Annotated in this window: 9 protein-coding genes; 3 read left to right on the top strand and 6 right to left on the bottom strand. The window is 37.0% G+C overall.

Annotated elements, in window-relative coordinates; genetic code table 11:
- Nucleotides 1–3 precede the first annotated feature (3 nt).
- From AC07UM_RS01790 to AC07UM_RS01765, 6 genes are all read right to left on the bottom strand, one after another.
- On the bottom strand, nucleotides 4–1,224 hold the full coding sequence (locus tag AC07UM_RS01790) for a DUF4876 domain-containing protein (RefSeq protein ID WP_494682756.1): 1,221 nt from the start codon (nucleotides 1,222–1,224) through the stop codon (nucleotides 4–6).
- Nucleotides 1,225–1,246: 22 nt separating this feature from the next.
- Nucleotides 1,247–4,042: a TonB-dependent receptor plug domain-containing protein gene (locus AC07UM_RS01785; protein WP_494682757.1), complete on the bottom strand. Its 2,796-nt coding sequence runs from the start codon at nucleotides 4,040–4,042 to the stop codon at nucleotides 1,247–1,249.
- A 333-nt stretch (nucleotides 4,043–4,375) separates the two neighbouring features.
- Entirely contained in the window at nucleotides 4,376–6,334 is a 1,959-nt protein-coding gene (locus AC07UM_RS01780) for a T9SS type A sorting domain-containing protein (protein ID WP_494682758.1), read from the bottom strand.
- Between the two features lie 161 nt (nucleotides 6,335–6,495).
- Nucleotides 6,496–7,674 carry an acyl-CoA dehydrogenase family protein gene (locus AC07UM_RS01775; RefSeq protein ID WP_103235237.1) on the bottom strand — a complete coding sequence of 393 codons (1,179 nt, stop codon included), beginning with the start codon at nucleotides 7,672–7,674 and terminating at the stop codon, nucleotides 6,496–6,498.
- Between the two features lie 128 nt (nucleotides 7,675–7,802).
- Complete coding sequence (locus AC07UM_RS01770; protein WP_124531069.1) at nucleotides 7,803–8,591, bottom strand: NUDIX hydrolase; 789 nt, start codon at nucleotides 8,589–8,591, stop codon at nucleotides 7,803–7,805.
- A 16-nt stretch (nucleotides 8,592–8,607) separates the two neighbouring features.
- The gene (locus AC07UM_RS01765) at nucleotides 8,608–9,792 is read right to left on the bottom strand and encodes an MFS transporter (RefSeq protein WP_494682759.1); all 1,185 of its coding nucleotides are present in this window, start codon (nucleotides 9,790–9,792) and stop codon (nucleotides 8,608–8,610) included.
- 176 nt (nucleotides 9,793–9,968) lie between these two features.
- Here AC07UM_RS01765 and AC07UM_RS01760 point away from each other — a divergent pair, with 176 nt between their 5' ends.
- From AC07UM_RS01760 to AC07UM_RS01750, 3 genes are read left to right on the top strand one after another with little or no spacing between them, the layout of a single operon-like run.
- Nucleotides 9,969–12,881: a SusC/RagA family TonB-linked outer membrane protein gene (locus tag AC07UM_RS01760; RefSeq protein ID WP_494682760.1), complete on the top strand. Its 2,913-nt coding sequence runs from the start codon at nucleotides 9,969–9,971 to the stop codon at nucleotides 12,879–12,881.
- A gap of 11 nt (nucleotides 12,882–12,892) precedes the next feature.
- Nucleotides 12,893–14,431 carry a RagB/SusD family nutrient uptake outer membrane protein gene (locus AC07UM_RS01755; RefSeq protein ID WP_494682761.1) on the top strand — a complete coding sequence of 513 codons (1,539 nt, stop codon included), beginning with the start codon at nucleotides 12,893–12,895 and terminating at the stop codon, nucleotides 14,429–14,431.
- Nucleotides 14,432–14,434: 3 nt separating this feature from the next.
- Nucleotides 14,435–15,859, top strand: a complete 1,425-nt coding sequence (locus AC07UM_RS01750; protein ID WP_494682762.1) for a glycoside hydrolase family 30 protein — start codon at nucleotides 14,435–14,437, stop codon at nucleotides 15,857–15,859.
- Nucleotides 15,860–15,867 lie beyond the last annotated feature (8 nt).

Here is a 15,867-nt window from a genome sequence, read left to right as displayed (position 1 = left end):
TTTTTAATTAAATAAAGATGGTTTTACACCATGTTCAAAATCTGCTGTAGAGTTGTTGGTATCTTTAAGAATATTTTTACCATCTATTGTTTTTCCTGTCACTTTTCTGCGGACAGCTTTACCAAAACGATTTTTATCTCCATCAAAAGTTGTTACAGAAGTCCATCCCATATCCAAAGATGGAGAAGTTACCAGCCATTGGAATGAATCCTGCACACTTAGATTCACAGCATCTATGATCCATTCATTTGGGATTTTGACAGCAGTGCCGTCCATAGGATATACATCACCGCCGATAGTAAGGTTGTAGGTATAAGTATATGAATTTTGACCGATCAGAGCCTGATTCGTCATCCCTTGTGGCATACGTGCCAAAGCATAGGCATAATATCCCTGCGTATGAATTACCATTTTTTCAAAAACGTTCACCATTTTCGGAACCGCGGGATTGTCGATATCATCAGAATCTTCTTTGAAAATCTGGAAATTGGCATTGGAAAGATTAATAGACGAAGGATTAAAATCTTTATGATTAATCGCATCTTCTGCAATAATAACGGATTCTCCAGCTTTTACAGGATAGGTTGTTCCTGTTCCCGGAATTCTGATAATAGCACCGGCAGACAGCGTAGTTCCTATGATATTGGGGCTGTAATCCTGTTTTTCATTGGTCATAAAGCTGGATTGTATCAATAACATACCATCGGCATATAAAGTCTTGTCCGTATTATTGGTGATTTTAAAATACTGATCACCGAAATACATGGCTCCCTGTGGTGTTTTAGTTCCGGTAAAGAAAACCTCTTCCAGGATAAGATCATTGCTGCTTCCTGATTTTAATGACAGATCCAGAGTCTTGCTTATTTCGCTTCCGTTAATGACTATTCCGTTTTGTACCCCGGCAACTTTAGCCTCTGTCGGCCCGGAGTTGTCAGCATACATAATGCTTCCTTCCGCAATGATGTTATAGGTCCCTGAAGGAAGGACAACCTGCAGAGTATTGGTGTTTGTAAGCTCCTGGGTAATCGTAAATCCGGAATTAAGTTCTTTGAAATTGATCGTAAGATGTTTGTATTCTTTAACCTGCATATTGTCAGGAACTACTTTGAGTTCCAGTTTTAATGAAGTCTTTGCTTCCGAAGCATCATTGGAGTCTGAAGAACAGGCTGTAATAGCAATTGCTGCACACAATACGAGCAGTGTTCTTAATACATGTTTTAACATAACTTTATTGAATTGAAATTGTTTATAAATTGAAATTGATTTCCATTCCGAAGTAAGGATCATAAGCTCCTTTTCTGTTGATGGTAAATCCGTTGATGTTGTAAGGGGTATAATAGCTGAATAACCGGTTGGCAAACATAGAGACAACAACCGCTTTGTTTCTGAAACTTTTGGTGACTTTCAGATTGACATTCATTTCCATAGGTCTTCTGGAGCTGTTGTAGAGATCTTCATTCTGAGCAATAATCAGGCTTTCCAGAATGGTTCCTTTTACGGAATCCGGATTATAGAGAAGTACTGTACCATTCTGATCCACATAATGACTTGGGGTTCCGCTCATGGGAAGAAGTTTTCTCATAGAATACCATGAAAACTGGAATGATGAAGAAAAAACAAGATCCAGACGGGGAATATAAGTATCCATCATCAGGTTGGTGTTCAATACTTCATTCACAGAGTTGGGCTCCATTCCGTCATATAATCCCAGATAAGGATAAGGTCTTCCATCGATTAACAAATCTCTTCCTCTGTATACCGGAAGGCTGTTGCCGTATTTCGTTCGGAACCATGCTCCATTTACAGTAAATCTTGTGTTGATTACAGGGATTCTATTGGAGGAATATTGAAACTCCACCCCTTCTTTGTCTACTTTGCTGCCGTTTTTTTGAGTCGTATAAAGAAAGTTCTCATTTACTGTCTGATAGGGAAGTGTACTCACATCCGGCGGGGAGGTGATGGCATCATGATTCAGCCCTGAAGTATCATATTTTTTGTATTGATACAAGGTATATTCATTCATAGAACGGAATGCATTGCGCATATTTTCTTTAAAAACAGTAACCGATAGCTGATGTGCTCCCAGACTGAAATCTATTCTTGCTTCAAACTTTTCATTCACAGCGGGTTCTATATCCGGATTCTGTGGGTTGTAAACCAGTGTTTTATAATTGACTCTTCTATAGTTTGGATTATTATGAAAATAATTCAACTGCTGAATGTCTTTGTAAATAAGTTCCGGATACAGGAGATTAAGATCCGGGAACAAACTCTGCTTACCATATCCTAATGTTAAAGCTATGGTTGCTTTTTTTTGCATCAAATCAAAAGAAGGGAGTTCCCATTGAAAGTTGGCTCTGGGGTCTGCATACAATTTTCCGTTCATTTTGAAATGAGAAGGCAGATTCATCATCGTATTTCCTCTTAGTCCTAATGCCAGTGTAAGCTTGTGCTTACCTGCTTGTAATGAGTTGATAGACTCCAGAAACAATGCAGAAGTCATATAAGCAGGAACATCACGGTAAGCACGCGGTCTGAAAGTTGCCTTGGGATCAATGGGTCTGTAGATATCAAATAGTTGTCCTTTGCCCCAGTTTTTGCTCATTTGCCAGTCAAATCCGGCATTGAACTCATGCGTTATCGATTTATAATTGACCTGAAAGTTATTGATCATTTTGACAAACAAATCGAGAGGTTTTCCGTCCACGGTATAGTTTGAAATATAGCGGGGTTCCGGGTAGTAGCCATCGTATTCCCCTTCAGTTGCTGATAAAGGAAAGGCAGTTGCATTTTCCAGCTGGATAAATTTAGTCTGTTTTATTTTGTCAAATCTTTGGTTGATGGTTGCCTGAATTTCGGTTGATCGATAGAACGAAGGCTCATTTTTAGTATAAGTAAACAGGTTGGAAAGACTCAAAAGATGATTGTTCACTTCGTAAGAATTGAGTTCAGACAAATCGATGTCAGGGTCAGATTTTGAACCGTCCAGTGAGCCCGTATAGCTAAGGTTGCTCTGCCATCTTGCGATTCCACGATCATATTTTTTTTCTTTTATAATAGCCAGGTGAGCGGTTATTCTTTTATAGCTTTCAAGTTGGTCTCTTGGGTCGGATTTTGCATTCAGGTAGTCGATACCTGTGTTTATTTTAAGGTCTTTTTCTTTATTTTCAAAACCTTTACTCACCGCGAAAAGCTTACTGTAACCATCTGCTTTAAATCTTGCCTTCCATTTTGTATAGCCGGATTTATTGGTGATTTTTACAATTCCTGAAGTCAGATTTCCATAGATTGCAGAAGGAATTCCGCGAAGGATCTCCACACTTTCAATCTGATCTGTAGAAATACTTCGCATATCTACACCACTGGTTATATTAAGTCTTCTTTTGAGACCGTTATTCGTTTTATCTAAAAAATCATAGGTATACTGCAGATTGGAATTAGAGTTCAAAGGAGCTCCATTTACCAGGAAAGTAGTCCCCATGGAAGATGTATTATAATCGCTGCCGGGTCTGCCGGTTTCGCGAAGACTGATTTTGTTAGCCTGATTCAGAACCGGGTCTCCAGATCTTCCTCCGGGAAGAAGTTCCAAGAGATCGGAAAAGCTTGAAGGCTGTAAATGCTGCATCGCCCGCTGGCTGATTATAGAGGAGGACGTAAGCCCTTTTCCTTCCTTGGCGGTGATAACGACTTCTTCGATAGTATTGAGTTTCTCTGAAAATGAAAATACGAATGTTTCAGACTTTGTTACGGATATCTTGCCGGAATACCCCAGAATTCCGTTTTTCCAGGCTTCTATTTTATATTTTCCCGGAATAAGATGTGTTACTGCGATTCCATTGTCATTGGTAGACGCTGTATAGGTATTTTCTTCAGAAAAAATCTTTATTTCAGAGCCTTTTACTGAGGCTTGATCGTTGTTCTTTATTTCAAAGGTGATTGTAAACTGTACGTTCTGTGCCTTGATTGCTGTAATGGTTGTAAGAAAAATAAGAAAACTGAAAAATCGGAGCCTTAAAAGGGATTGGGAGTCATTATGTACCATCTGGCATTATTCTTTCGGCAAAAGTAGCAGGCTCAGTATAAGTTTGCTAATTTTATTTAGAATAATTTAAAATAAATGACAAGAATCATTTATGTGATTTTAAGATAATATTTGTTGGGAATTAAAATTTTAGGATGTAAAATGATTAATAATAATGAATTACGTAATTCTTTTTGTCTTTTATTGAGTTGTATTTCCAATTATTTTTTGTGGAGTTATTTTGATCTGTTAATTCAGGAAGAAAGATTATAACATTGAGAACATATATAAAAAAGCACTTCATTGCTGAAGTGCTAAAATTAACTTGAAATGATATTATGAAGAGGATTGAAGTTATAGTTTTACTTTTTTATAAATGACTTTTCCATTAGAAAGCGTGACTTGTACCAGATATACCCCCGGTTCTAAATTTCTGGATTCAAATAGTGGTTTGTTAACTTCCTGCTGAACAATCAAAGAACCGGAAATACTGTAAATGCTGATATTTTTAATGTCATTGCCGGCTTTTGCAATAATCTGCTGTTTTTGAGTAAAGATATCTGTATTGCTTTCGAAAGATGATGTACCGCCAATTGCTTTATTGAATTGAAGATTATAATACGGAGTTACCACTTCAAATGTGTAGTTTTTATTCTCAAGGTCCTGTAAACTGATTCCTCCGGCTTCACGGTATTGTTTCTGAGAAATGCTTTTAACCAGCATTTTACTTTCATCAAAAACATAGACAGCAGAAAGTTCGTCCTGATCAACTTTTAACTGTAGAACAGATGGCGTTGCAGATTGTACGATTTCGTTTTCAGAAACCTCTTTAGGAGTGTTTTTGATGTATGGAATTATTTTATTTTCATTATTTTCTGATACTTTCAACAGATAAACTCCATCTTTTAAAGTAGATAAGCTGCGGTCGGTTGCAGTTCTGCTTTGCGCTTTTTCTTTATTGAAATCTGTAATTTCAACCAATTCCATAGCACCAAGGTCAGGTTTTATCTGAGATGGAAGAAGAGTGTTTTTTTCATTAGCCCTCTCTGCTGACTGCTTGCCGAAAATGGATCCCGCAATCGCCCATTCATTAAGAAGTCCGCCGCTTCTCAAAGTATTGAATTTGACATTGGAAGCTAAAGTGAAAGGCAGAATTCCTCCTACATGGCCGATAGGTCCCCAGTAAAAAGAGTCCAGCTTATATTTATTCAGATCCCACCATGCATAATATCCACGCTGAACATCGATGGTTTTGGAAGTGTTTTCAGGCGGAATAGCCAGGTCTACAGTAGAATGCCCCAATGTCATAGGTGTTTTATTGTACCAATCGTAGACATCTTTTGGTTTCATGCATTGTCTGAGTTTATTATTGGGATTGGTGGTGACATCGTTTATAAAGTTTTGAGTAAATAATTTTCGCCATATCACAGGGCCCCATAAAAGGCCTCCATTATCCTGAACAACATGATAGTTATACTTATCAAGATATTCTGCAGAAATAACTTCCGAAATGTTGTTGTTATAGGTTTTATATCCTGTGTTGTTGCAGGTATGAAGAACGTTGGCAAGGAATGAGGTAAACGGATAAAAATCTTTTTCCAGGACTCCCTTATTTAGAGTAACTCCAGAGAAATCATAGGGACCGTCGCCCATATAGGCATACTTGAATTTGATATTATTGGGATTCGAAATGCTTAATCTTTTTAAAGTAGACATGGCAGCATGCGCTCCCTGGGAATATCCGGCTAAAAAGTACTCATCATAGCGTTTTACACCCAATTGCCCAAGTACTTTATTGGCAGCAGTAATAAAATCAATAGTAGCTCCTGCTTCAGTGGCATAGTCTACATAAGGATGAACCCCGTCTCCAGATCCCATTCCTACATAGTCAGGTGCCATTAAAACATAGCCATTAAGTACATAAGACAGTTCAACAACAAATCCTGCAGTTAAAGTTCCCTTGAAATTAGAAGGAACATTGTTTCTGCTGTCTGTTGTTCCATGATCTGATACAACTGTTGACAATTTGAATCCTACATTAGGATACATCAGCAGTCCGGTGGCTTTTACAAGAACATTATTTTCATTTTTGGTGTAATAAGTAATCTTGTAACCTTTTAAGCCGACATTAAAACCGTTGAGGTAATTGGCAAATTCCGGGGCATCCTGTTCCCCTAGATTATTGGCGATAAAATTAATGACTCCCTGTGGTGTTAAATCCAGTTTCTGTTCAGCGCTTACCAGATCTCCTGCCTGCTGAGCAAAGTAGAATGGAGCTGTAAGACCCATTAAAAAAGTCGTAATTTTTTTCATATTGATGGTTTTTTGTGTTCATTAAGGTAATAACTTTAATAAATAGACAAAAATATTAAAGCATCAATAATTATTCATTGAATATCAATTCTCTGTAAAGTGAGTAAACAAAAGAGTCTGGCCGAAGGCCAGACTCTTTTGTTTATATTTTTTGTCTTTCTTTAGAAAGCGTTGATTCCTGTAATATCCAGTCCGGTGATCAGCAAGTGAACGTCATGTGTTCCTTCATAAGTGATCACAGATTCCAGGTTAGCAGCATGTCTCATCATTGGGAATTCACCCATAATTCCCATACCACCAAGGATTTGTCTGGATTCTCTGGCAATTTCAATCGCCATATTTACGTTATTACGTTTAGCCATAGAGATCTGAGCCGGAGTTGCTTTGTGGGCATTTTTAAGATTTCCTAACTGAAGACATAATAACTGAGCTTTTGTAATCTCTGTTAAGAATTCAGCCAATTTTTTCTGTTGAAGCTGGTAAGAAGCGATTGGTTTTCCAAACTGTTTTCTTTCTTTAGAATACTGAACGGCAGTACAGTGGCAGTCAATTGCAGCACCGATTACTCCCCATGAAATTCCATATCTTGCAGAGTTCAGACAAGATAGAGGTCCTTTCAGTCCTGTTACTCCAGGAAGAAGGTTCTCTTTCGGAACTTTTACGTTATTGAATACCAGTTCTCCGGTTTTAGAAGCTCTTAAGCTCCATTTATTATGAGTTTCAGGAGTAGTGAATCCTTCCATTCCTCTTTCCACGATCAATCCCTGTACTTTCCCTTCCTCATTTTTTGCCCATACCACCGCGATATCGCATAGTGGAGAGTTGGTGATCCACATTTTAGCCCCATTCAAAAGATAATGGTCTCCCATATCTTTAAAATAAGTTTCCATAGAACTTGGGTCTGAACCGTGGTTAGGTTCTGTCAATCCAAAAGATCCGATCATTTCTCCGGCAGCAAGCTTAGGAAGATATTTCATTTTCTGTTCCTCAGAACCGAATTCATTGATAGGAAACATCACCAAAGAGCTCTGAACCGAAGCAGCAGAACGTACTGCGGAATCTCCTCTTTCCAATTCCTGCATAATCAGACCATAAGAAATCTGGTCTAATCCTGAACCGCCATACTCAACCGGGATATAAGGTCCTAATGCCCCGATTTTCCCCAATTCTCTCATAAGATTAGGAATATCTGTATGATTTTGAGCGGCCTGATCAATCTGCGGCATTACAAAACTCTCTACCCAGTCTCTTACAGATTGGCGGATTAGTTTGTGTTCTTCAGTAAGTAAAGCATCAATTCCATAATAATCAGGGATGCTTGTAAGAGGATAATATGACATGATTTTTTGATTTGGTTAAAAATAGCATTTTTCGTGGTGTCTGAGAAATTTTTTTGAAAACTTATCTTGCGGTTGGTTTTCAGACAGATAATGCCCTTTTTATTTGTTTATAGGATAAATTCTACATTTTAAACCTCCTCATCATTAGAGATAGGATACTGATTGGTAGAATTATGAACTTCAGTTTTAAATTTATACAGATAAGGGGCTTTATTGGCTGAACCATCATACAGTTTTTCCATTCTGTCAAGGATATTTAAGCTTAAAATTTTACGCTGAAAATTATTTCTTCTGAATTTCTGTCCCAAAATAGTTTCATAAAGAGACTGAAGATCTTTCATCGTAAATTTCTCAGGAAGCAGATTACTGGCCGCCACTTCCGTATTAATATTCATTCTAAGATATTCTAACCCGGTTTCTATGATTCTGTCATGGTCAAAAGCCATCTTGGGTAGGTTATTGACCTCAAACCATTCACAGCTTTCATTGAAAGCATCAGGAAAAGTATTTGTCAATGAAAAGTCGATAAGACTGCAATATCCTACGGTAACAAATCGTTGAAAAATCCAGTGGTCTCCAGGAACTTCTATTCCTTTATTTTTAAGAAGGATCTGGTGAACATTATTTTCTGTACGGTCTATTCTTCCAAAAGTATGAAACTGCTTCAAAAATAAACCTTTAAGATGTGTTCTCTCATACAAAACCCTTTCAGCAGCCTCCCTTAAATCTTCATCATTGAAAACAAAACCACCTGGAAGTGACCACAAATCAAGATCATGGTACTTTAAAAGAAGAACTTTCAAAATGTTATTATGAAAGCCGAATATAGTGCAGTCAACAGATATATGGGCTACAAAATCTTTTGTATCGATAAGTTCCCGAAGTGTTTCTTTACTTTTTGTGTCTTTGATTTTCATGGCAGTAAAAATAAAACTATTTTCTTTTTGAAACATTAAAAAATACAAAACTAATCCCAAAAAGAAAAATTACAGAAGATAAAATATATAAAGGATAGAAATTTAATAGTTGTTTTTCAAATAATATTGCCATAATAATAGAGCTGACAGAGCTGCCCAGAGAAGAGAAAATAACAATAAGAGAAGTAAAAAGATTGACCTTTTCTTTATCCACCTGTGCGATCATCTTCGAGTTGATGACAGGATAAAGGGGAGATAAAAATAAACCTATCACAGGAAATAAGAAAAGAATCAATTTTGAATTTACAGATTCAAAATATTGTATTCCTAGAATAATTAGCAGTAATGCAATTATGAAAGCCATACAGGAAATATAATAACTCGGTAATGAAAATCTTCGGATGATATGGGCTGTTATCGTTCTTCCTGCATATGAAAATACGGCAAGGAAAGAAGTGGCCTGAAGGGCAAAAAATGAATTGACTTTCAGGTGGTTTTTATAAAAAGACGGAAGCCATGAATTGAATCCCTGTTCTACAAAAACAATAGAAAAAACGACTCCTAGAAATAAAATTACTGTAGGGGTCGTAAATCCTGATAGTTCAGAAAAGATACTCTTATCTTCCAAAGGTTTGGATTCTGATATTTCAATCTTTGAAAGCAAAAATATAGTGATTGCAGCTAAGAAAGCGATGATTAAAAAACAAAATTTCCAATATTCAGAATAAGAACTGGATATGACCCATCCAAAAAAGGTATTGACGACAAAAATTCCGATCATAAAAGAAGCTTCCACATTATTCATCGTTTTTGCCAGTGATTTTTCATCCGAAATATTGTTTCTGATGATCCCGAAAACACAGATCTTACCAATAGCAAAACAGGCTCCGATGATGGCAAACCACAGCTTAAAAAACCAGAAAACCTCTATAAACGGAAGAAGGCAAGAGCAAAACCCGACAATCATCAAAGCAGAAATCAAAGCTTTTTTCGTTCCTGTTTTGTTAATAAAACTTACTGCAAAAAGAGAAATAAAAGCAATGGGCAAGTCTTTAAAAGATTCTAAAAGTCCCAGTTCTCCGTAAGTCACCTTTTCTTCAGACAGCTGCAAAATGATAAGTCCCATACAGTTCAGAACCATTGAAAAAATTAGAAAGGAAAGTTTTAAAGGAAGAGAAATTTTAGAAAGCTTGATGACCATTTTGGGAGACTTCTTTATTGTTTTTTTGTGAAATTTTATGAAATATTGATGCGAAGATAGGGCTTCTAACCCTGAAAAATAAAAGAAAAATTAAAATATTTGTGAATAGAATGTTAATTAATTGAAAAAAAATATATTTTTATTGTCTCAATTTGAGAATTAAACAATAACTGTATATGAATGTAAGAATATCAAGAAGTCTTGGAGTCATTGCTGTGCTGTATTTTACAGCAAATTTCAATGCGCAGACTACCGTAAAGGACACTGTCCCAAAAGAAAATAAAATAGACGAGGTCGTAATGATTGGTTATGGCAGTCAGAAAAAAAGCAATGTGACTGGAGCAATATCAAGTATTAAAGCTTCTGATATTGATAATGCTCCAACAGCAGGAAGGCCAGAACAGGTACTTCAAGGAAGGGCCGCCGGTGTTTCTGTCATATCAAATTCAGGACAGCCGGGAACTGCTGCTACTGTCCGTGTTCGTGGTATTACCAGTTTTGGAGCAGGAAGTAATGATCCTTTATGGGTGGTAGACGGAATTGTAGTGGATAATATTGGCTGGTTGAATCAGTCTGATATTGAAGGAATGGAAATTCTTAAAGATGGAGCTTCTGCAGCCATTTATGGAGTATCTGCTGCAAAAGGAGTTATTTTGATCACAACAAAGAAAGGAGCAAAAGGAAAAATGAATCTTTCCTATAATGGTTTCTTTGGTGTTGGAAATGCTTCTAAAAAGCTCGACCTGTTAAATGGATCGCAATATGCAACCATTATGAATGAAGCTTACCTTAACGATGGGTTGAAGCCTGTGTTAGGAGACCCTTCATCGTACGGAGTAGGAACAGATTGGCAAAAACAGATCTTTAACAGTGCACAGCGCCAGTCTCATGAATTTAGTATTAGTGGAGGAAATGATAAATCTACTTTTTATTCATCTTTTGGATATTACGATCAACAAGGTATTGTATTAAGAGATATCTCAAACTATAAAAGGGTGAATGCCAGATTAAATTCAACTCACAAAGTATTCGACTTTTTGACAGTAGGCCAAACTTTTGCGTATACTCATACAAGATCTCAGGGAGTTACTGATAATGGTGAATTTGGAGGACCTTTAAGTTCAGCAATTAACTTGGACCCATTAACTCCTGTGATTGTAAAAAATGGGATTAATAATGAGCCTAACTTTAGCGATTATGTTAATAACCCAAATTATGTAAGAGATCCTAATGGAAATGCATATGGAATCTCACAATATGTAAGTAAAGAGATGACCAATCCGCTGGCTTTCAGACAAACGCAGTTAGGAAGATATAAATGGTCTGATGATATTATAGCCAATGTATTTGCTGAGCTAAAGCTTAATAAACATATCACTTTTAAATCAAGCATGAACGGGAAGCTTTCTTATTGGGGAGAGCAGATCTTTACGCCAACTAATTATCTGAGTACAGCTAATAAAAATGACTTCAACAGTCTATTCAGACAAACTGATAAAAAGTTTGAGTGGAGTACTGAAAATACATTGACCTATCAAAATAAGTTTGGACTGCATAGCTTAAATGTATTACTCGGACAAGGTTACTATGAATATAATATCTCTTCAGGACAAAATACAAGATTTACCAATCTTCCGGTAAATAATTGGGAAGATGCATCTTTCAATTTTGATATCTCTCCGGAAAATAAAACAGGTAACGCCTGGGATGGGAAGCAGACCCACAAAGCTTCTTATTTTGCCAGAGTGGTTTATGATTATGATAACAGATACCTTTTTACAGGAACAATTCGTAGAGATGGATCTTCAAAATTCGGAAGCAATAATCACTGGGGAAACTTCCCGGCAATGTCTTTAGGCTGGAATGTGTCTAATGAAAGTTTCTGGCCGGAAAATAAAGTAATTACCAATTTTAAACTGAGAGGAGGATATGGTGTATTGGGTAATGATGCTATTGATGACTTCCAGTTTGCTAATTTCTTAATTGCGGGAAGTAATTATACTTTCGGAGATAATATTATCCGTGTCGGATATGCGCCAAGTACCCTGGAGAATCCCAACTTGAAATGGGAAAGAACATCACAGTTCAACATTGCAACAGATCTTAAGATTTTCAAAAATTTTGATCTAAGTGTTGATGTTTACAGAAAAAAAAGTACCGATATTTTAAGAAAAGTTGAGCTTCCCGGCTATTTAGGATTAATTAATAATCCATTTAGAAATATTGGGGATATGAACAACGACGGGGTTGAAGTAAGCTTAGGTTACAAAAAGAAATGGTCAGACTTTGGTTTTTCTGTCAACGGTAATTTTGCTTATTTGAAAAATCAAATTACAAGACTTGAAGATGACAGGCCTTATGTTAACTTTGCTTCTTTTCAAACTTTGGGAGCTGTTTCCAGATTGCAGGTAGGAGAGTCTTACGGTTCTTTCTATGGGTATAAAAACCTGGGTGTTTTTCAAAATCAGACAGAGATTGATGCCTATAGAAATGCGAATGGAGGATTAATTCAGCCTAATGCAAAGCCAGGAGATTTCAAAAGACTAGATGCAAACGGAGATGGAGTGATTGATGAGCAAGATTATATCAATCTGGGGAATTCAGTACCAAAATATACGTTTGGACTTACGATTAATATGAATTATAAGAATTTCGACCTGATGATTTTCGCTCAGGGGCAGGCTGGTAATAAAATTTTCCAGGGTCTGAGAAGACTTGATATTCAGGAAGCCAATTATCAAACAGCTATTTTGGACCGCTGGACAGGTGAAGGAACATCCAATACAATAGCTAGAGTTACAAGAAATGATGATAATCAAAACTATACCAGAATGTCTGATTATTATCTTCAGAAAGGAGATTACTTACGTCTTAAATTGGTTCAGATAGGTTATACTTTATCTAAAGATGCGGCACAATCTATTGGAGCTTCAAAAATCAGATTCTATGTGACAGGAGAAAATCTTGCAACTTTTACCAAATATACAGGGTATGATCCTGAAATTGCAGGAGCAGATACATTTGGGATAGACAGGGCTTTCTATCCACAAGCGAGAACTTTCCTTTTCGGAGCTAATGTTCAATTTTAATAATTAAAAAAATGAAAAATAAAAGATTTATCTATAGAAGTCTATCTGTTTTATTTCTAGCAGGTATTAGTTTTGGAGCGGTATCTTGTGACAGAGGAAACTTAGAAGATGTAAAAAATACAGGTACTTTCGATTCAAGCAACTATTTCAAAAATGAAGAACAGTCATTCAGCGGTTTGATAGCCACCTATGATATGTTGAGAAAATACTCCGGTGGATTTGAAAACATGGTGACATTCTTCAATGGAGCCTCTGATGATTTCTACTCAGGAGGAGGAAATTCTTCAGATGGAGCTGGTATCCAAGGATTCTCCAACTATTCAATTAATCCAATTATCATGCCTCCCAGCTATTGGAAAGACTATTATCAGGGGATTGCAAAGGCTAATCTTTTGTTAGATAGAATTCCGGGTGCCAGCATGAATGAGCAGACAAAAAAGAGATTTGTTGCAGAAGCCAAAGTACTAAGATCATTATATTATTTTGAACTCTTAAGAATGTTCAAAAATATTCCCCTTATTCTGAAACCAGTTTTGTCTACAGATGATTATTATAATATTCCACAGGAAGATCCGGCGAAAGTATATGCTCAAATAGAATCTGATATTGTTTCTGCAATACCAGACCTTATGATGGTTCCTTCTGGTGCCAGTGAAAAAGGGAGAATTACACAAGGTACAGCCCGTGCCATTTTGGGTAAAATCTATTTATATGATAAAAAGAATACTGAAGCAGCAGCACAGTTTGCTGAGGTGAATGGTACCCCTGGGGGAACCAGTCAATATGGATATAAACTTGTTGCGAATTTTGCAGATTTGTGGAAGGTAGATAATAAGTTTACTACAGAATCTGTTCTTGAAGTGATGCATACCAATGTAAGTAATGCAGATTGGCCGTTCTGGGGTTCTGGAAAGGATGAAGGGAATTCTATCAATGTAATGTTAGGAATCAAGTCTTACGGGCGTGTAGCCAATGTTCCGAATAATGATGCTCCGGATCTTTATGCAAGCTGGGGATTTAACCCAGTGACAAATGATTTATTTAATTTTATGCAGGGAGATCCTCGTTTGGATGCTACGATCTTTAACGGTAAAAAATTTAAAGACGAAGGGAAAATTACCTATTCTCCAGGATACAAAGATACAGGATATTTCCTGAACAAATACTTACCGAGAAATGCAGATAAATCTACGCTTCCAGGGCCTACAGAGCTTAATTTCCGTCAGAATTATATTGCTATAAGACTTGCAGATACCTATTTGATGGAGGCAGAAGCGCTTGGTGGTATGGGAGGAAGGGCTCAGGCATTATTAGATGCGGTGAGAGCAAGAGTAGGTTTAGCATCAGTTCCGGTTTCTTTGCAGGCCATTAAGGATGAAAGAAGAAGAGAGCTGGCAGGGGAAGGTCACAGATGGTTTGACCTGGTTCGATGGGGAGATGCACCGGCAAAACTGGGAGCCAGAGGGTTTATAGTAGGAAAAAGTGAGATTTTGCCTATTCCTTTTAATGAATTGGCTAATACTGCTTTAAACCAAAACCCAGGATACTAAAACATGAAGTTTCACAACTTATATAGTTTCTTTAGAGGTGCCGCACTACTTAGTGGTGTGGCCCTTTTTTCTTTATCGTGTACCTCAGTAGCAATGAATAAAGGAAACGAAGTGCAGTACTGGCTTACAAAAGGCGATGAAACCGTAAAATTACAGCTGCAGACTCCCGTTAAATTTGTAAATAACTCCAACAGCTTTCAGAATATTGAAATTGATGATGCTCAAAAATTTCAATATGTTGATGGTTTTGGATATACATTGACCGGAGGAAGTGTTGAGGTAATCAACCGATTGTCTCCTTCCAAAAGAAAAGCATTGCTTAACGAACTTTTTGGAAATGATAAAAATTCAATCTCCATTAGTTATTTAAGATTAAGCATAGGAGCTTCCGATCTTGATGGTGAAGTATTTTCATACGACGATCTGCCTGCAGGAGAAACCGATGCTTCTCTTTCAAAATTCAGTCTGGCAAAAGATAAAGTACTTATTGCGATGTTGAAAGAGATTTTAGCAATCAATCCGAAAATTAAAATCATTGCAGCACCCTGGTCTCCTCCTGTCTGGATGAAAGACAATGGAAAATCAAAAGGAGGAAGCCTGAAACCTGAATTCTATGGAACATATGCTCAGTATTTTGTAAAATACATCCAGGGAATGAAAAAAGAGGGCATTACGATTGATGCTGTAACTCCGCAGAATGAACCTTTGCATCCTGGAAATAATCCAAGTTTGTATATGCCATCCGAACAGCAGGGGGATTTTATTAAAAACCATCTCGGACCGGTTTTTAAAGCCAATGGAGTTACCACTAAAATTGTTGTCTACGATCACAATTGCAACAAACCTGAATATGCTATTGATATTTTAAAAGATTCCAAAGCTAATCAATATATAGACGGATCTGCTTTTCATTTGTATGAAGGAGATATCTCTGCATTAAGCACTGTGCATAATGCTTTTCCTGATAAAAACCTATACTTTACCGAACAGTGGACGGGTTCAAAAGGAACTTTTACCGAAGATCTGAACTGGCATACCAAAAATGTAATCATCGGCTCTATGAGAAACTGGAGCAAAATCGCTTTGGAATGGAACCTTGCAAACGATCCGAAATATGCCCCACATACACCAGGCGGTTGTACAGAATGTAAAGGAGCTATTACGGTTTCTGATAGTGAAAACTTTACCAGAAATGTTGCCTATTATATTATTGCCCACGCTTCAAAATTTGTTCCTGCAGGTTCTCAGCGTATTGCTTCCACGCAGACTGATAAGCTCTCAACAGCAGCTTTTATGACTCAATCTGGGAAAATAGTTTTAATTGTGCAGAATGATAATCAGGAAGATGAAAATTTTAATATTAAATTTGCCGGGAAAACTGCTGCTGTAGCAATTTCGGGACGTTCTACAGCAACCTATATTTTTTAATTCGATAC

The sequence above is a fragment of the Chryseobacterium sp. GW821-FHT04C04 genome, from assembly GCF_059420365.1.
Note: the sequence above shows the minus strand (reverse complement) of the source record. Positions and strands in the feature narration are given on the sequence as shown.